The 17,843-nt window shown below is 40.9% G+C and carries 22 protein-coding genes; 8 read left to right on the top strand and 14 right to left on the bottom strand.

Features of this window, described 5'->3' with window-relative positions; genetic code table 11:
- Positions 1–26 precede the first annotated feature (26 nt).
- Complete coding sequence (locus tag MKX34_RS12570; protein WP_141240305.1) at positions 27–248, top strand: hypothetical protein; 222 nt, start codon at positions 27–29, stop codon at positions 246–248.
- 364 nt (positions 249–612) lie between these two features.
- Positions 613–1,449 carry a hypothetical protein gene (locus MKX34_RS12565; protein ID WP_339205118.1) on the top strand — a complete coding sequence of 279 codons (837 nt, stop codon included), beginning with the start codon at positions 613–615 and terminating at the stop codon, positions 1,447–1,449.
- 162 nt (positions 1,450–1,611) lie between these two features.
- Here the strand turns inward: MKX34_RS12565 and MKX34_RS12560 are convergent, their stop codons facing one another.
- Genes MKX34_RS12560 through MKX34_RS12550 form a run of 3 tightly spaced genes read right to left on the bottom strand, consistent with a single transcriptional unit; the run spans position 1,612 to position 2,452 of the window.
- Complete coding sequence (locus MKX34_RS12560; protein WP_036686011.1) at positions 1,612–1,938, bottom strand: YolD-like family protein; 327 nt, start codon at positions 1,936–1,938, stop codon at positions 1,612–1,614.
- Between the two features lie 12 nt (positions 1,939–1,950).
- A complete protein-coding gene (locus MKX34_RS12555) occupies positions 1,951–2,193 on the bottom strand; it encodes a hypothetical protein (RefSeq protein ID WP_141118531.1) in 243 nt (80 codons plus the stop codon).
- A 58-nt stretch (positions 2,194–2,251) separates the two neighbouring features.
- Positions 2,252–2,452 carry a hypothetical protein gene (locus tag MKX34_RS12550; RefSeq protein WP_036686009.1) on the bottom strand — a complete coding sequence of 67 codons (201 nt, stop codon included), beginning with the start codon at positions 2,450–2,452 and terminating at the stop codon, positions 2,252–2,254.
- A gap of 217 nt (positions 2,453–2,669) precedes the next feature.
- On the opposite strand from MKX34_RS12550, the gene MKX34_RS12545 reads away from it, so the two are divergent.
- On the top strand, positions 2,670–2,801 hold the full coding sequence (locus MKX34_RS12545) for a hypothetical protein (protein WP_256717407.1): 132 nt from the start codon (positions 2,670–2,672) through the stop codon (positions 2,799–2,801).
- Between the two features lie 67 nt (positions 2,802–2,868).
- On the opposite strand, the gene MKX34_RS12540 is transcribed toward MKX34_RS12545, so the two are convergent.
- A complete protein-coding gene (locus MKX34_RS12540) occupies positions 2,869–3,108 on the bottom strand; it encodes a hypothetical protein (RefSeq protein ID WP_036686008.1) in 240 nt (79 codons plus the stop codon).
- Between the two features lie 134 nt (positions 3,109–3,242).
- On the opposite strand from MKX34_RS12540, the gene MKX34_RS12535 reads away from it, so the two are divergent.
- Positions 3,243–4,202 carry a hypothetical protein gene (locus tag MKX34_RS12535; protein WP_051491433.1) on the top strand — a complete coding sequence of 320 codons (960 nt, stop codon included), beginning with the start codon at positions 3,243–3,245 and terminating at the stop codon, positions 4,200–4,202.
- Positions 4,203–4,235: 33 nt separating this feature from the next.
- Here MKX34_RS12535 and MKX34_RS12530 read toward each other — a convergent pair whose 3' ends face one another.
- The 4 genes from MKX34_RS12530 to MKX34_RS12515 all read right to left on the bottom strand — a co-directional run bounded on the left by MKX34_RS12530 (position 4,236) and on the right by MKX34_RS12515 (position 6,977).
- The gene (locus tag MKX34_RS12530; protein ID WP_081384089.1) at positions 4,236–4,670 is read right to left on the bottom strand and encodes a hypothetical protein; all 435 of its coding nucleotides are present in this window, start codon (positions 4,668–4,670) and stop codon (positions 4,236–4,238) included.
- Positions 4,671–4,749: 79 nt separating this feature from the next.
- Positions 4,750–5,214, bottom strand: coding sequence for an NUDIX domain-containing protein (locus tag MKX34_RS12525; RefSeq protein ID WP_076224008.1), 465 nt, complete (start codon positions 5,212–5,214; stop codon positions 4,750–4,752).
- A gap of 369 nt (positions 5,215–5,583) precedes the next feature.
- A complete protein-coding gene (locus MKX34_RS12520; protein WP_076224054.1) occupies positions 5,584–6,180 on the bottom strand; it encodes a DJ-1/PfpI family protein in 597 nt (198 codons plus the stop codon).
- A 5-nt stretch (positions 6,181–6,185) separates the two neighbouring features.
- Positions 6,186–6,977, bottom strand: coding sequence for an AraC family transcriptional regulator (locus MKX34_RS12515; protein WP_076147206.1), 792 nt, complete (start codon positions 6,975–6,977; stop codon positions 6,186–6,188).
- A 266-nt stretch (positions 6,978–7,243) separates the two neighbouring features.
- On the opposite strand from MKX34_RS12515, the gene MKX34_RS12510 reads away from it, so the two are divergent.
- Positions 7,244–9,787 carry an Ig-like domain-containing protein gene (locus MKX34_RS12510; protein ID WP_076297749.1) on the top strand — a complete coding sequence of 848 codons (2,544 nt, stop codon included), beginning with the start codon at positions 7,244–7,246 and terminating at the stop codon, positions 9,785–9,787.
- A 142-nt stretch (positions 9,788–9,929) separates the two neighbouring features.
- Here the strand turns inward: MKX34_RS12510 and MKX34_RS12505 are convergent, their stop codons facing one another.
- Together MKX34_RS12505 and MKX34_RS12500 are read right to left on the bottom strand one after the other, a co-directional pair.
- Positions 9,930–10,571: a phosphoribulokinase gene (locus MKX34_RS12505; protein ID WP_076297687.1), complete on the bottom strand. Its 642-nt coding sequence runs from the start codon at positions 10,569–10,571 to the stop codon at positions 9,930–9,932.
- Positions 10,572–10,700: 129 nt separating this feature from the next.
- The gene (locus MKX34_RS12500) at positions 10,701–10,862 is read right to left on the bottom strand and encodes a hypothetical protein (protein ID WP_178420357.1); all 162 of its coding nucleotides are present in this window, start codon (positions 10,860–10,862) and stop codon (positions 10,701–10,703) included.
- Between the two features lie 208 nt (positions 10,863–11,070).
- Between MKX34_RS12500 and MKX34_RS12495 the strand changes: the two genes are divergently transcribed.
- Entirely contained in the window at positions 11,071–11,748 is a 678-nt protein-coding gene (locus MKX34_RS12495; protein ID WP_038574383.1) for a DUF1796 family putative cysteine peptidase, read from the top strand.
- Here the strand turns inward: MKX34_RS12495 and MKX34_RS12490 are convergent.
- Together MKX34_RS12490 and MKX34_RS12485 are read right to left on the bottom strand one after the other, a co-directional pair.
- On the bottom strand, positions 11,738–12,058 hold the full coding sequence (locus MKX34_RS12490) for a hypothetical protein (RefSeq protein ID WP_143767774.1): 321 nt from the start codon (positions 12,056–12,058) through the stop codon (positions 11,738–11,740). The two genes, MKX34_RS12495 and MKX34_RS12490, sit on opposite strands and share 11 nt — an antisense overlap.
- Positions 12,059–12,315: 257 nt before the next feature.
- Positions 12,316–13,212, bottom strand: a complete 897-nt coding sequence (locus MKX34_RS12485; RefSeq protein ID WP_076224012.1) for an SDR family oxidoreductase — start codon at positions 13,210–13,212, stop codon at positions 12,316–12,318.
- 288 nt (positions 13,213–13,500) lie between these two features.
- On the opposite strand from MKX34_RS12485, the gene MKX34_RS12480 reads away from it, so the two are divergent.
- Positions 13,501–13,692 (top strand): DUF6199 family natural product biosynthesis protein, encoded by a 192-nt coding sequence (locus tag MKX34_RS12480; protein ID WP_036685995.1) that lies wholly within the window; start codon positions 13,501–13,503, stop codon positions 13,690–13,692.
- A gap of 3 nt (positions 13,693–13,695) precedes the next feature.
- On the opposite strand, the gene MKX34_RS12475 is transcribed toward MKX34_RS12480, so the two are convergent.
- Positions 13,696–15,291: a helix-turn-helix domain-containing protein gene (locus MKX34_RS12475; RefSeq protein ID WP_076100654.1), complete on the bottom strand. Its 1,596-nt coding sequence runs from the start codon at positions 15,289–15,291 to the stop codon at positions 13,696–13,698.
- A 121-nt stretch (positions 15,292–15,412) separates the two neighbouring features.
- Positions 15,413–16,435 (bottom strand): ABC transporter substrate-binding protein, encoded by a 1,023-nt coding sequence (locus MKX34_RS12470; RefSeq protein ID WP_076297686.1) that lies wholly within the window; start codon positions 16,433–16,435, stop codon positions 15,413–15,415.
- Positions 16,436–16,723: 288 nt separating this feature from the next.
- Here MKX34_RS12470 and MKX34_RS12465 point away from each other — a divergent pair, with 288 nt between their 5' ends.
- Positions 16,724–17,779 carry a LacI family DNA-binding transcriptional regulator gene (locus MKX34_RS12465; protein WP_036685989.1) on the top strand — a complete coding sequence of 352 codons (1,056 nt, stop codon included), beginning with the start codon at positions 16,724–16,726 and terminating at the stop codon, positions 17,777–17,779.
- Positions 17,780–17,843 lie beyond the last annotated feature (64 nt).

Raw genomic sequence — 17,843 nt, 5'->3', positions numbered from 1 at the left:
ATTGATAATATTTATTCCTTAAGGAGGTGGACGCACTGTTAATGATCTTTGATAAGTTATTTAATATTTCCAAGGTTGCGGCATATGCAACAATTGCGATGTACACATTCTTTCAGTTTGTACTCACAAAACATAATACGGTAAATGATTTAATCAATAGCAACCTTTTAGTTTATGTCGTAGCTGCTGCTATTCTTGAGGCATTACATAATCTATATGACTTTTTATGTGGTCATCTAGAGCGGTAATTCTACTACTACCAAACCTCACCAGCCCAACGTTCCGTTTCCGTTACTTCAATACCTCGACGAAAATAACTCGGAAATACGGGAGCGCGACCGCATGGGTCGCGGGCTCTCCCAAACTGACGATATGTTCGCTAGACAGTTGATTTCCACCGATCGCCTCACTTTCTTTTAATAAACTTTGGCCATACGCAGTACGTGTCAGTGCCATCGGGCCAAAGCTTACCCAGGCACACATCATGGCGCAATAATGGATAGATTTACTTTATTGGTCCCTATTAATCATCTATTTTTTATATGGAGCACTTAATTGACCATTTATTGATTACATTGTATAATACAGGTATATTATGTAAAATAAAGGCAGGTGAGGCTGTTGGATGGAAATATCGATTTAGATTTAGATATAAATCTTCTAGATCTTGATCCAGCCGTAAAAGTTCTTAAAATGATATATTCTTTTGAAAGCTGGCCCAATCTTCTAAAACTAGCAGATACCTTTTTCAACCGAATAACTCAAATTTATAATAATTACACACATAATAATGAACTGGAACTGAAACACCAACGACCTTTAATTTATTATTATGGATACAGCTTGCTTATGTTGGGACTAGCCCACAAAGAAATTGAAAATTATGATAAAGCTCGAACTTACATTAAAGCTTATAGCGATTTGAGTTGGTTCAAGGGATTAGATGCTGAAGGATTAAATGAGGTAGCCTATTATAAGTACATATCAGAACCAAATCTTTTAGAAGTAGAAGTGCTTTCTGGAAATATTCAATTCATAGATCGCTATGTTTCGTTCCTTTTATCCAACTCTAAAGAAGTTCTACCAGGACTAATAACTTTGTTAAAGGCAGCTACTAATTTTGATTTAAACATTGAATCTCATTTAGCTCTTTTCTCTAATAGAATTTCAAAATTTGAGGATACCGCTGCTGATGAAATTATAATAAATTCCTACCAAGAAACTTTTTTTATTAATATGATCAGATATAAAACAAAAATTCAAGATTATAATACAGCTATCAAATATAGCATGAAATTATTAGATTCTGCAGAGGTCACAAACTCTGATAAAATCTTTAAACAAGCAGTAGTATACTTCGAATCATTACGTTCATGTGCTGATGCTACTCAGATTAAAGATTTTGAAGAGAAAATAATAAATTTCAAAGAAAGGGTTGAGTCTCTGTGAAAAAATTTGCCGTCTCTTTATTGTTGGTCCTCACTATCGTCAGCATTGCGCCAGCACTGCCAAGTACCTCACCAGTGGTCTTATTCCACGGAGCAGAACATTAATATCAGAAGTACAGCGCGGGTTAGGAGATTGCTCCTAACCTGTTTTTTATTAAGTGAATTATGTAGTTATTGCAATAACATCCTCCATCTTGAACCAATCCCACTCATCCTCCGACCAGCGGAGTTTAATTCCCTGTTGTTTATCCAGTTTCATCACGATACCTCGTTTTAATATATTCTCCATGGGATCAAACAGAGTGAGTGTAATCGGGCTGTGCTCTTCCATAGAACGATATAACAATTTTTCAAAGCGCTCTATCTCCTGTAGATCTAGAGTGGGTTTTTCACGACGTTCCTGTTCATTATTGTCATCTATAATCCGGTTTTTATGTTCGGGCAATATCATTCTGCTACACTCCCATACGTTCTCTAATTTTTTCATCATGAAGTTGCCCTCCTAATAATCCGTCCAGTAATTCGTTTTGCTACCATCTATCCCCCACTGGAGCTCTTGTGGCTCTGACTTTTTCTTTTTAAACCTAGGGTCAATCCTTTCCCAGCCTTCAATAATTCGGGCGCTCTCTGGTGGAGTGTGCGGGGTCCATTCTATATATTTTTCGTTAACTAATTCCCTAAGCCCACTAATGATCTTACTTGGTGTCCGTCCACTCTTGATTTCTAACTCCTGTAAAGTTGGCATATGAGCATGATGCACGGCAGAGTGGCGCATGATCATTAGTAGCTTTCGGGCGGTGTCACTAAGCATGTCGCTTCATTTGCACAGGCTGCCAAGCAAGAATATTAGCCTCCAGAAATACGCGCGGAGCTCCGGTTGATAAGCAAGTTGCGCGAATATATTCTCCACGAATCCCTTTCACTTCAATTTTACGTTGAGATATCTTACCTGATTTATCTTGGTACACTATTTCAATGGTTTGACCGATTCTTATTTGCATAATTACTCACCTTCCAAGGATAAGAACATTTGTTTGTATTATAACCAAACGTACGTTCGTTAATCAATGTAAAAATATCCCGCCAGGCATGAATTATTACATACAAAGTCATCGCTCAGGTTTATAATTTGTTTTATAAGCATTTATTGTATTTCCGCAAACAAACTAAGGAGTATGAGTGTTTTTTATATGTTATAGGGGGAAACGAATATTAGGACCGATGACCGAGGTTGAAGCTATGCGTGAATGGTTTACTCTTTCCGGTACAGTGAAGGAGATTTATATTATTGAGGTAGATGAGAACGATAAGGTAAGACGCCAGATCGGACCCACAAAGAAGAAAAAGAAATAAATATAAAGGAAAATAACGTAAAAAAGCCCCATCGACCCATTAAGGTTGACGAGGTTGTTTTTAATTTTCAAAAAGGAAACTGAGTAAGCGAGACTATTAACAGTACAATCCCAACAATCGAGGATAGCACAGCCATTTTATCTTTAGTTTTCAAATACAATGCCGCTCCATTAAATATTAAAGCTCCGCACATCCCCAGCATAGTCCAAGAGATTATCACTTGATCCTGACCGCGGAAAAATGTGATTCCCAGAATGATTGTTGCTGCACTGAATAAAATACCGCACACCCTTAGTACTTTCAGCAAAATGTTCACCTCCGAAAAATAAAACACGCTAATCTAATATATTGGTTCCGTCATAAATTAAAATTCATAGATTACTATTCCTATATCTGGTAGAATCAACTAGCAATTATTAGCAGATTTAGGGGGATATAAGATTGAACAAAAAAGCTTTTTTATGTATCGTGGCAACTATTGTAATCCTTTCAGGATGTGGTAGTTCCACAACAAATTCAGAGAAAAAAAATACAACGTCTACAGGAGTTACACCGTCCGAAGCAACAGCCAGCCCTTCAGAGCCCACTCCTGAGCCAAAAAAGAAACTTACAGCTTCCGAGAAACTGGCTCTCAACTATGTGGAGATTTTCCTCAATGGTTCAGATATCGAAGCGAAAAAGAAATTCGTATCCGAAAATATACTTCCAGATGTACAACCCATTTTCCAAATGGCTGAATCTACTGAGACACCCGAGAATAATAAACTTAAGAATCCTACAGTAATTGAAACAGCTGATTATACGGACAAAGATGGCGGAAAAGATAAACTCGTGCTTATCCAAGGTGAGAAGTCTTCCTCCAATAGCGAACTTATCATTTTTATTAAGGATGATAAAGTTGGTTGGGGATATTCGTCTAATGACAAGGACAAGGATGCATTTAACGAAGTGAGGAAACTCTTTAAGGAACCTGTAATTAATACTTCAGCTTCAGGTAATGCAGGTACAACTGAACAGTCTCCTGAAGCGACGCTTAAAGAAATCAGTAATTTTGTCGTTTCAGATATTTGGAATGATGGATTTGTTGATATCAGCTGGTATGCAGGTTCAGGAACTGGCTCTACGGGTCAAACAATAGATATAGATTTTACAATCGAGCAATTAGCAAAAGCAATGACCCAAAAAATGGAGTATGATAATTATATCAACAACCTTGATGCAAAATATGATTCAATTAAAAGCATCTGGGCTAAGCTCACGGGTGAGATGGATCGTATGTACAAACAAATCCAAGATACGCCTCCTATTGCAAATGATGCAACCACCAAAATAGATACAGGAATATTCACCCAGTACTTGAGAGCTTTTACTGATGAGGTTGACAAATTACCTAATACTTAGATTAAAAAATAAAGTCCCTGCCGGCCGCCACGGTTAGCAGGGATTTTGTTCGGCTTTAATGGCTTGCGACTCAAAATAGTAATCCACCAGAGCATAGATGAAACCAGCAATTCCGAAAAAAACAATAGCTGTACTACTATTCAAATGGTATTCCCGTATAAAGCGTTCATCGTACACCTCGTAAAAGAAACCATATCCCGCAATACCACTCAATAAGAATATCATTATGCGGCTTATTAAAGGATTAGCTATCTTTCGAATAACCCATGATAAAGGAAGCAGTATAACCGGGTAAAGAAGAACTGAAAAAAGGAACATCAGAAAAATAAAAGCAAACCCAATGTTTTGAAAACCGTAATATTCTGTTGTACTTATTTTAGTTCCTTCCCAAAGCTCCAATCCAAAGGCTGCCAGGGTGAATAAAATCGTCGAAATAAACCATAACATTATAGGCTTAACTGCACGCAAAATAATCCCACCATCTTTATGCTTTTTATACTTACAGCCGATTTTTTTAAATTATCATTTCGCACTTGGTTTAGATGGATTACCTTTTTACCTTGCTGAATAATTCTTGCATGTAATCTTCCGTCATGTATTCTCTAAACTCTTTGTCTAATAAGTATATTTCATCTTGATTTATCCATTGGTAGTTAAAAATAGTCCCACAGTCTTCACCTTCTCCTTCTCCAGTGAAGCTCCACTTTTCAGGTAATCTCGTTTCTGGAATTAGAAGGTAGTCATGTCTTTCGACATTCGCATCTATAAAATCCTTATAATAATATTGTGTGCCTATTTTCTTTACTAATTTAAATTGTTTAAGTCCACTTTCTTCTTGAATTTCCCTGAATAATGCTTCTTCTTCTGTTTCCCCGGCATCGATATTTCCACCTACTAATCTAAAGGGTACTTCTGGTTCATTAAGATAGACTAATAAGGTCTTTTCTCCAACTTCATTGTCTTGCAAAATAAATCCGTATACCTTCTTTCTAATCGGTTTCCCTATCTTCATCGTAACACCTCATATCTTCAACATCTCTTCTGGGACTAAGTGGCTCTTCTAATATTGTTTTTCGATCTTTTGCTTCATCCTTATTTACCTGTATCGTAATTATTTTTTTCTTTTTTTGAGCCGGAATCATATGAAAAAAATATTGAAATAGGATTATGAATCACAATTTTTTTCAAGGAATCACACATAATATTTGTTTCACCGATTACTACACTATCATCTAGTACTTCAAGTTTATACTTTTCCTTTTGACTTTTTATCGAAATAAATAGAAAAGGAAAAACTGGCAGTTTGTGTCCAACATACTTACGCCTCTATTCATCACCTTAATTATTTCACTTTGGATATTATATCATTAATTCCCATCTTTTATAGGTATGGTCTCCCTTTGGAAGGGTTAATTGTCTTGTAATATGGGTAATCCATCTTCTCTTGAATTTCTCGAACTACATTTTCATTAGTAAGCGATTCTATGAAATATAAACCCAGATCAATTGAAGCTGCTACTCCTCCCCCAGTAAAAACATTTCCATCCCTTACGAACCGTTCCTTAACTACTTCGGAACAATAAGGTGCTAATAGTTCATATGCAGAAGGGTTGGTAGTCGCCTTCTTCTGATTTAAGAAACCGGCAGCTCCCAAAATCAAAGCCCCTGTACACACTGACACCTTGTAATCAACCTCTCGAGCAGTCTGAATCCATGTTATAAAATCAGTATCGAATCTAAGTTGTCGAGTGGATAACCCTCCAGGGATAAATATCAAATCATAGGCTGACAGATCAGGGGAAACCTGGTTTATTTTCAACGTCAATCCTCGATCATCCGTGACTTCTTCCTTGTTGGAACAAAAATCCCACGATACATTTTCTATCGCCTTTAGAACTCCCATCCGGGTAACCGCATCGTAAAAACCAACAAAATCTAACGTAGTCATCCCGTCAAATAGAATATAAGCCATCTTCAGCATTTTCATTCTACACACTCCTTCGATACTTTTCGGCGAAATTCATTGGGGGTTATCCCGTATTCATTTTTAAAAACACGATAGAAAGAGCGCAAACTGTTGAATCCGGAATCAAACGCAATATCCGTGACCGGATGGGTAGTGGATAACAGCAGCATATGAGCAAAGGCTACCCGTTGGCCATTGATGTAATCACGAAATGAAATATGAAACTGCTCAGAAAAGATTCGGGAAATGATAAATTTACTAATGCCAAGCTCTCTTGAAAGCGTATCCAGATTTATGTGATCTAAAAAATGCATGTCGATGTAAGCAAGGATTTTGGGGACGAGATCCATTTCTTTTTTGTAGTCTACTTTTTTCATTAGCAGTAACGGCAGCGCGTGCCCTAATACTACAGAGGTATAAGCCTTGAGCAGACGAACATCACATTGTTCTTTATATAGTTTATACAAGGTTTCCAGCAGATCTTGAAGCACCTTTTGTTTCGAAACTATAGGGTTATCCGGAACATGATTAAGCAAATCCCCCGCAAAATCCCCCGGAAACGTGGCGTCAAAAAAGAACAGCAGGATCTGGCTTTTCTCTATGGTTTTGTAGCTGTGAGGTTGATTGGAAAAAATAATCGCTATGTCTCCTTCAGACAAATCATACTCTTTTCCATTGATGTTGATATTGATTTTGCCGGACAAAACCATTGTTATCTCTACATTTTTGTGTAGATGAAGAGGATAAGTGTTATTGGTAGAAATAAAGGAGTGAAACGCCTGGTCACGATGCTGATATTTAATATTCATGTTTTTCTCCCTATCGTCATGGAATGCCAAGCACTATAGCTGCTGTAATACTAAGAACATAATATGAATTTGTTCGTTTGCGCAAGAACCAAAGAGCAATAGTTGGCACAAAAAAAGATTTTTTTGGCAGGTAAATACGCCCTAAAAGTTTTAAAGTATTACCAGTAAGCTGCTTGTCGCAGACCAGTAACATTTCACTGAGAGGAGGAAGTATAACAGGAACAGCATTCAGCGATAAGACTGTATCCATGTTATACGTCAAAAAGATGAAATGGAAGAGTAAAAAATCAGGTAAGGTTATGGGTGTCTTATTGAGTTTTTCGGTAGCGTTTTCATTTTTAGGAGGTCACACACTTGCAGCTTCAGGGCAGACAGACGGAGACAAAAGTTTTGCGGGTGCCTCTATTCTTGCTTTTCCTGGCGCGGAAGGTGGCGGCGCCTATACGAGCGGTGGTCGAGGAGGCGATGTATACATCGTAACTACCCTTGAAGATTACGCTGTAAAAGACAAACCGATTGCAGGCTCCCTTCGCTATGGGATTTTATCTACTCCTAAAGAGGGTCGTACAATTGTTTTTCATGTTTCCGGAACGATTGAACTGAAGAGCACGTTAAGTCTCAATAATATTAAAAACCTGACCATCGCTGGGCAAACCGCTCCAGGCAACGGAATTACCATTGCAGGTTGGGATACCAATATCAGCAATTCAGAGAATATCATCATACGCTACACCTCTTTCCGTCCGGGTGCCACTAATGTGTATAATGGCAGCGATTCAATGGATGCGCTTTGGGGGAGAGACAACAGCTACTTCCTCATTGACCATTGTTCCTTCAGTTGGAACACAGATGAAACTCTATCTTTATATAGAGGCGAAAATGGCACGATCCAGTGGTCCATTATTTCCGAAAGTCTGACTCTATCCGGGCATTCCAAAGGAAGACATGGCTACGGTGGTATTTCAGGCGGAGACAAAACAACATTCCATCACAATCTGTATGCGAACCATACCTCGCGAAACCCAAGACTAGGCGGCGGTTACGCAGGTGCTGCAGATGCTGATCATGTGGCGGTTGTTCAGTTCTCGAACAATGTAATTTACAATTGGGGCTTTAACGGCACTTATGGCGGAGGTTTTACTTTTACTAACTTTATGAACAATATCGAAATTGCCGGTCCAGGTACAAGAGATAATGTAACTAACAGAGTCATTGATGCCGGTGAAGCTACCAAGCTAGGCGGTTTCTACATCGCTGGAAACAGAATTAACGGCAAGCTCACAGGCTTACTGAATGATTCTTCAGATTATGTGAAATTTTCCGGTGTACAGAGTGGTGAACAAAAGACGACCCTTGCAGCCACACCATATCTTTCCGCGGACAGTACTGGAGTTAACCATGGTATTACCAATAAAGCATTTGATAATTATGTTAAGACCGGCGTAAAGCAAGCGAATGAATCACTATTAAAAAGCATTCTGCAACAAGCCGGAGCTACCTATCCACGTCGCGATGCGATCGATGCAAGAATTGTGGCAGAAGTCGAGCAGAACTCGGGAAGATATATCAACACTGAACATGAAGTCGGGGGTTACATTTCAGACTTTGGCGTCATCGAGGCACAATATGATAAGCAATTTGACACTAATCAAAACGGAATAGACGACAAGTGGGAAAAGAAAAATAAAATCTGGGGCATCAAGGATGCATACAAAACGGTTACTAAAAATGGTTACACCTGGCTTGAGCTTTATATTAACGGTCTAGTTGATATGAAACACGTCGCCGACAACCCCGCTGCTAAGCTTTTGGCGCCAGAAAACAATGCACAATTTGTTACCGGGAAAGAGGTCGAAGTTAAAATTAACGCTTCCCCTAAATCCGGAAACAAAATAAAAAAAGTTGCTGTATATAATGGCTCTAAATATCTTGGGGAAGCAGTCAAAAAAGGCAACACATATACGTATACCCTCAAGAATTTAACGGATGCTTCATACTATATCTCTGCAAGAGTGACCGATACCCAAGGAAATGAGACGCAGACCACAGCTGCTAACATTCATGTCAATACCGCTACCTCTTCCCTGGCTGGAAAGAGTTGGACTACAGCAGATATCGGTGATCCGTACATTAAGGGTTCCGGAAGTATGACAAATGATGTGCTTACCGTTAAAGGCAACGGAAAGCTTGGAAAAAGTGAAGGTGGCACAGAACGTTCTGAAGCGAACAATGCAACCAAAGATGACTTCCACTTCGTGTATAAAGAAATGAACGGAGATATGGAATTTACCGCGAAGCTCGAAGAAATCGGGGCCGTTGACAACCATGCCTTCACCGGGCTAATGATCCGCGATGACTTGAATAAAGACAGTGCCGCGGCGGCCCTTGGTATCTCCTATGTGAAGTTGTCCAAAGAAACCAGCTGGTCATCTTATCTGACGGGCAGAAACATTAAGGGCGGAGGATTTGATGAATTAACTGAAACTTTAGACAGCGTATCAGCTGCTGAAAAAGCTGGCATTCAACTTGTTCCAGATATTCCGTTCAAAATAAATGGTGTGGAGCAAGGGTATTGGCTCAAACTTGGCCGTAAGGGAGATGTTTTTTATGCTTACGGATCAACGGACGGAAAAGACTGGAAGCTAATTGGCGAGCGAACTATTGCTATGGATGGTTCGGTATATGTCGGATTTGCCGTTGACAGTAATGATGTTGCCAATAAGATTGAGCAACTGAACTATGCTAAGTTCTCTAACATTACTGTGGAGAATACATTCACTCCAATAGGTGACTCAGCGGTAAATAAATAGCGTCTGTTCATCTACACAGTTCCAAAAACACGGAAGCCAGTAAAGCGGCTTCCGTGTTTTTTATTGATATCCGACTGGACCAACACAATATATTGCCTGATTCGCTGTTCACTGTTTTTACTCCACGAGAATGAAGCTGACTTTACAACGTTCCCTTTTCAAGAACATACTCTTCATTGGAATTTTTTAAAACGATATCAAATTTATGATGATAAGAATGCATAAACAACTCATATTGCATCCTACGCTGTTCATGGGATTTTCTTAAATAATTTATATCCGTTCCTCTTTCAGAAACATCACGTATACTCCTTCTCACCAACTCGGTTTCTCCATCCGTATATAAGTAGATTTTCAGATCATACAATTTTGGGTCAGTAAAAGCAACGCTCATGCCTTCTACAATATTTATCTTTTTTTGTGAAGATATGAACATACTTTTTGTATAGTCCGTGCCAATGGTGTAAAAATCCAACCCATCCCTCAACATATGAATATCTCTCTCTAAAGCAGATATATAATGAGCAGCAGGATGACAAGCTGTCACTTTATCGTGGTAATGTTCATTCTTATATTCATAGTCGATAGAAGTGTATTTTCTAAGACTAGATTCAACAATATAGGGGTCTGTATTAATATAATTCACATCATCCTGCTGCAAAAGCTTTAAAAGATTATGAGCAAACGTTGTTTTTCCAGATGCACCATGACCCGAAATTCCAATGATGATTCTATTAGCCTCACCGCTAATCAAATTAGCTATCTTATGTAACACCTTGTCCATATTATTCGCCCCTCTCCCTACTCGATCCTATGTATTCCTTACTCCGCTATGGTTTAGCACATTAAAATCTATGGTGCATTTTATATAAAGAAACTTAATAGAAAGGGGTAGATCTTCCATGGCTACTCGTCAGCCTGATTTAGTGTTGATCAGTTGGAGCAGAAATCCTTTGGTTCCTGGATCAGCACGTAGGATTATTGCCGCGCGTGTTATTGGAAATGCCGTGCCTTGCAGACCTAGCTTGAGACCCAATGGATTGCTTAACACCGCTTTGGCTTGCTTATTAGACAACGATGTTGGTTTTAAAGTAGTATTTCGTAAAAAGACTTCAAACATTAGTGGATATATTTTGTTACAACGTAACTAATAGGTTTAGGGGGCAGTGAAATTGCTGCTCTCTTTTTTCTGTGTATCTCATTACACTTAAAGTCCAATCATTCCTAGAAAATGGTGTATATAATTTATTAGGAACTGAATCTGATTGAAAATGGGTGCGTCCATGAAATTACAAGCTGTGAAAAAAAGCTATGATTTAATAGTAAGCTTAGGGATGTCTTGTGCTCCTGCTATAAATCTGCAAAGAAATAGCTTGAGGAAATTCTCCATGCCACTCGACTGGATGGTTTCTTATTCATTAGCTGATGTAAATAGACTGTATAAGAATAGATTTCAAAATTTCATGGAATTAATAAATCTGCAAATCCTTGATGAAACACATTTTTTTCTGGAGGATGGAATACCAGTCTATCCTAATTGGAACAAAAATGCATTAGTGAAATCCTATTTTATTCAGGATACTTTATATAACATTATCTCCGTTCATGATTTTCCAATCCACCAAGGTAAACACTGGTCTACAACCTATCCTTCGTATAAAGCGAAGCTGGAATTACGAATTAATAGATTTTGGGACAAGTTAATCACCAGTAAAAAAACTTTATTCATTAGATGGTCCGCCTCATATGAACAGGCTGTAGAGCTACAATCGATTTTATCTGGTTTATTAAAACCGAACGAATTTATTATTCTTATTCTTAATCCCGTTCGTGAAGCAACCTCGGTACAAGAATTAAGTTGGAATATTAATAATATTTGTGTGTTAGAAGTTCCTGAGGATATGAACGATTATGATAGCTGGGATTATATTTTGAAGGACATACAAGTAACTAATAACTAATTTCGCTTTGATCGATCAAATGATTAATTATTTCCTGTGCTGCAAAAACATATGGATACAAATACAGCCTACTGATGCTGACCAATAAAGAAATAGGGTTACTAATTCCAAAATCGTATTGACTCCCATGCGCTGCTGGATTTGCGGGTTCAGGCTCTACAAGATCATACTTCTCCATCAGCCTTTCCTTGGTTCCACTATCTACTACTGTTCCGTTTCCTTTATCCGCAAGGACAGATCCCGATTGAAAACACGCCATGAATAAGACACAGCAAATGGTGAGGATTGCTAGTTTCTTTTTTCGCATCATACATCTCCTAATTCTTTCTGTGGTCTCCCCTAAAACTTAGAGCCGTTCAAATTATTTCTTGGGTAATCGCAGGAAACCTATGTATTCGACAATCTTGATCAGTATAGATCATATTCTATGAAAATAATGGGAGAAAAAGTCTCGAATTCTATAATACTCCTTTCTATATATAAAAACAAAAGCACCCAAAGCTAAAATTAGCAGGGTACTTTTGGATACTTCGCCGTATTTACAATATCAACATTCCGCTGAGCGGTTTATGGAGTTGGTGTTCCGCCGTTCGCATTCAGTGTTTCGCCACTGATATAGCTAGATTCCTGGCTAGCCAGGAATACATATGCCGGAGCCATCTCCGCAGGCTGTCCCGGACGACCTAGTGGTGTGCTCGACCCGAACTCCTTCAGCACTTCCTCCGGTTGCCCACCCACAACTTGAAGAGGTGTCCATACAGGACCTGGCGCCACTACATTGACGCGAATTCCCTTATCAGCTACTTGCTGAGCGAGAGACTTACTGAATGTATTAATAGCCGCCTTGGTAGTCGCGTAGTCCAAAAGGATCGGCGAGGGATTATAAGCTTGAATAGAAGAAGTGTTAATAATGGTGCTGCCCGGTTGCATATGCTTCACTGCAGCTTTGCACAGCCAGAACATGGCATACACGTTCGTCTTAAATGTATCGTCAAAATGCTTCGTAGTGAGATCAGCGATGTCTGGGACGAATTGCTGTTTGCCCGCGATATTGGCTAAAATATCAATTCCACCTAGCTCCTTAACCGTAGTATCGACGAGTTGTTCACAGTATGCTTCATCCTTCAGATCACCTGGAATGGCGATTGCAGTACGACCCGCTTCCTGCACTAGCTTGAGCACCTGCTTTGCATCTTCCTCTTCCTCAGGCATATAAGATAGAACAACATCTGCCCCCTCGCGAGCAAAAGCAATAGCAACAGCACGACCTATACCACTGTCCGCTCCCGTAACTAACGCTTTACGTCCGGTCAGACGCCCGGTTCCTTTATAGGTATCTTCTCCTGTATCAGGTACTGGATTCATTTTCTTCTGCAGACCCGGCTCCTCTTGTTGCTGCTGAAATTCCGGTCCAGCCTTAGTGTACTGAGTGGTAGGATCTTGCATCGTATATTGGTTAGACATCGATCAATTCCTCCTTTATTTTTAGAAATACATTTTTATATTTTCCGAACTCTTTGTTATGTAAACACAACAAGCATGCCTCTAAACATTCGCCTTCGATAACACAGCCTTGAATAGTGCCACAAAAATACCCCAACCACCTGTCAAGGTGGCTAGGGTATCCCCCGCCTAAAAAGAATCCCGTTGTTCTCATTACGATAGCTTAAATAAATATATGGAAGCTCACTCGTTAGTTGGGGAACGCTCCGTATAGTATGGCGTATACATTAGATAAAGGAGTGATAAATCATGGGCATTTTTATATTCCTCTTTGTACTGTTAGCATTGCTTAATATCTTCTTTCCTCATTTGGGATGGTACATGCGCTATGGCTGGATGATGAAAGGCGATGTAGAGCCCAGTGATGCCTATTTATTAATGACTCGCCTCAGCAGTATAGTGGCACTTATTATCCTCGTTTTTATCTGGACTAGTTTCTGACACTTACCCTAACGCTCTTAGCACATCTTCAATCTTGCGCTGATGCGACAATACCCCGTAATTCATCCAGGCCATAAAATCCACCTCATATACACAGCGACTACGCACAGCGGGCAGACTGCGCCAAAGCGGTGTATCCAGCAGTTCCCGTCCTTCTCCTTCCTGTCGATCAAAGGTAATGAACAAATGATCTGCAGTCAGGCTCGCAAGCTCTTCTCTTGTTAGGCTCACCCGCTTCTGTCCACGGGTCAACTTCGGAACCAATTCATGGGGCTGCAAACCTAAATCATGATGGAGTACGCTACCTGTATAACCCAATTGCCCGCATCCATAGAGATTGATTCCGTAGGAAGATATTCTTAAGCATGCTACAGTCTGCCCTTGGACAGAACGGTTTAGCACTCGTTTGGCTTGCTGCGCCCGATGCTCATAATTGCCTATCACTTCCTGGACACGGTCCGTTCTGCCAAAGACGGCTGCTGCAGAAAATAACGTGGCACGCCAATCCTCCTGATGAAAAGGCAGCTTGAACAACGGAGCAATTTGGCTGCACTCATCCAGGTGCCAACGCTGAAAGCCATCATCCAGCAGGATCAGTTCGGGCATGTACTGGGAGAGCTCCTGCCAATCGCCAGTTGAAATATCAACCGCAGGCACATCGTTGAGGGACAGATACTCCTGCTTCCCCCACTGAGCGTGAGAATATTGCGCCACCGGTGTAATATCCAGAGCCAGCAGATAGTCTTCCAGAAAAGGAGCGAACACCCGCAGCCCTTCCTGATGGAAGCTTCTGTATTGGCCGGGCGTAACGCCCACCGATCTTTTGAAACGCCGGTTAAAATAATACTCATTGCTATATCCTACGGATAACGCGATATCATGCATACGGTCATTCGTAAGCAGCAACTGCTGCTGGGCCCTTTCAATACGAAGTCCGTTCAAATGCTCTAAGGGAATCCGCCCTGTCACTTCTTTAAAAATCTGTGTGTAGCGTGCACGTGTAACGCCTGCCACTTCAGCCAATTGATCGACGGTTATGGCGTGATTATAATGTTCCTGCATATAGCGGATGGAACGCTGCACCGCCTCATGGGCTCCTTTCATCTGGATGACAGAGGAATTTGCCCGCATGATCAGCAGCAGTAACTCTTGAAAGCGGGTATGGCCTGCGAACCATTCAATCTCTTCCGTACTTCTGCGACTATGATAGATAGCCTCAAGCAGTAGTGCACATTGTGAAAAAGGTCTGCAGCTTAGCGGACCAGACCGGAGAATTCCTTCTCTAGTCCCCTTTTCCATTCCACTCTGCTTACTTCCCCCGGTTTCGATTACTTCAAAAGTAAGCCTATAAAAGCTAAGTCCTCGCTCCTCGGCATTGATTCTGCTTATAAGCCCCGGTTCGAACAAGAACCCGACACCTTTTTCCAGGGGAAAACGCTTCTCCTCGGCTTCTAACCATCCCTGTCCTTCCGATACAATGATCAGGGTATGATCTTGAAACACTAAGGTCTGTCCGTTCACCGATAAGGATTGGGCTTCTATGTTAATCAAGCTATAGAATAGCCTCTTTTTATTGCTGTCTTGTAAATCTTCTGCCATTCTAGCGCCCTCCAATTGAGAACCATTTTCATTCACTTTACTATAGTTTAGAATAAAAAAGAAGGTCTATCAACTATGCTGATAGACCTTCTTTATGCTATTCCTTACGACGGCTACCGTTTTATTTCACCATAGCTTTCAGCAAGTCATCAAGCTTCATCGAATTGGCTGTGATGGCACCGGACTGCCAGTGGGAACGTTCCATTCTATAGACATTCCCGTTCTTCACCGCAGGCAGACTCTTCCACAATGGACCCTCAAGTATTTGAATCGCTTCCTGATTCCCTTCAGTATCCCAGCCCCCATTATCAGGGAACACAATAATATGATCCGCGTCGAGCTGAGGAATAAGCTCTTCAGAAATAACAGATTGATATTCGGTCATTTCTGCCGCCATAGGCACGGGTGTCAGCCCAAATTGATCATAAATCACACCGGTATAGCGGTTTTTAACACCGAATAGAGCAAAGGTTTTATCCGCTACGTTAAGCCGGATCACCGCTACTTTTTCCTGACCCAGGGCCTGTTGCAGCTTAGCTTTCCCCTCTGCCACCTTCTGATCATACGCTGCAAGGACGGATTCCGCCTTCTCCGGAATACCAAGGGCATCTGCAATAGCTGTAAGCATTTGTCTTGAGTCTTGCAACACCGACTCAGGTAGACGATAAGTTGGTGCTATCTTGGAATATAGTTCATACCTCGCCGCATCAGCGCCTCCGTCCACAATAATCAAATCGGGGTCTTTTTCCAATAATGCCTCCACGCTACCCGTGATATCGAATTCTGGCACATCCAGTTTTAAATAATCCTGTTTGCCCCAGCTTGGATGATACCACTGAACCACCGGGGTAATGCCCAATGCCTTCAAATAATCTTCTACATAGATCCCGGCTACCCGTTGCGGTTTAACTGGAATTTCAACATCCCCGAATTCCCCGGCAATCGTCCGGGTTGCACCCTCTTCTGCGGCATTTCCACTTCCTTCAGTTGGTGCGCTAGTGCTCGCTGAGGTAGATTCCTCTGCATTCTCTGTCTTAGCAACGTTTTCTTTCGCAGTATTGTTATTCGTTCCGCATGCTGCCAGCGCGGTGATTGCCATTATAAGTACCGCTGCCCACAAAAACTTCTGACCCCATCTTGCCATTGATCCCTTCACTCCTATGCTTTATTGTCATTGATTATCATTCTCAATAACCTTTATCACAATAGTAGCATGACTTTCATAGCTTTCAATGCACTTTCTCCGCAAAAAACTTATACAAACTATTTCTAGTTATTCTGCTCTATCATTATTTGGTAGGATTCTTCTTCTATTTAAAATAGGTCACCCTTTATTAACTTGATCGCAAAATTTCTTTTTTTACGATTGATTTATACGATGCTTTCGCTTACAATAAACTCATAAACGCGCGTTTATGAAAAGAGGGGAAACATGCGCAGCGAAGATATTGCTAAGTTGGCCGGGGTTTCCCGAAGTACGGTATCCCGCGTGATCAACAACTATTCCAATGTTCCTGAAGAAACCCGGGCTAAAGTGCTGCGGGTGATTGAGCAACATCAGTACGAACCGAACAGCTTTGCACGGGCTCTGGCCGGTAAGAAAACCGATACCATCGGATTGTTCGCCATCAGTATGAACGAGAAAGAGAACACTACCCGAATTTATCAGAACAATTACTTTGCACCATTCGTCGATGCCGTAGTCGACACGTCGAATGCCCGCGGATGTTACGTTCTGATTCATACGGTATACTCTCCGGACGATTTTCTGAAGGTAAAACAAGCTTTTCTGCAAAAACGGATTGACGGTGGTATAATTGTCGGCACTCAGAAGGATATTAATATCGTCCGCGAAATGGTGGGACTCGATTCTCCGCTTGTACTGATTGATTATGATATCTCAGAGATTATGTCGGAGCATCTTGACCGCAATCATCTGGCCATTGTGAACTCCAAAGATTACGAGGGCACCACAGAAGTGATTGAACATTTAATCTCCCTAGGCCATCAAGAGATCGGCATCATCTGCGGGCAAATGAATACGTACTCTGGTCGAGAACGCTACACGGCCTATGAGGATACGCTAAAAAAACATGGTCTGCCTATGAATGAGAAGTTTATCCTAAAGGGTGATTTTCTGAAAGAGACGGCTTATGAAGAGGTCAAGAAGCTGCTTGCTTCTGGTGAACCTTTGCCGACTGCCTTCTTCTCTTCCAACGATGACATGGCTATTTCAGCGATGGAAGCGTTCTCCGAACACGGAATCATTGTCCCTGAGGATATCTCTATTGCTGGTTTTGATGACATTCAGCTGGCATCCCGTATTCAGCCTAAGCTGACCTCTGTACGCTTGCCGATTTATGAAATGTCCAAGGCTGCAGTGGAAAAAGTAATCGAGCTGTGTGATTCGCAGCAGCCGACTTTCAGCACGATCAGCTTTCCAGCTCGTTTAGTGGAGAGAGATTCCTGTCAACCGCCGAAGAAGTAGCACAGATTCATCATTCACTGAAGAATACATATTTTTCTGTGAAGCTGCTATCATTGGTTCTCGA

The organism is Paenibacillus sp. FSL R5-0636, assembly GCF_037974255.1.
GTDB lineage: Bacteria > Bacillota > Bacilli > Paenibacillales > Paenibacillaceae > Paenibacillus_AQ > Paenibacillus_AQ odorifer.
This window is presented reverse-complemented; position numbering and strand designations above follow the sequence as displayed.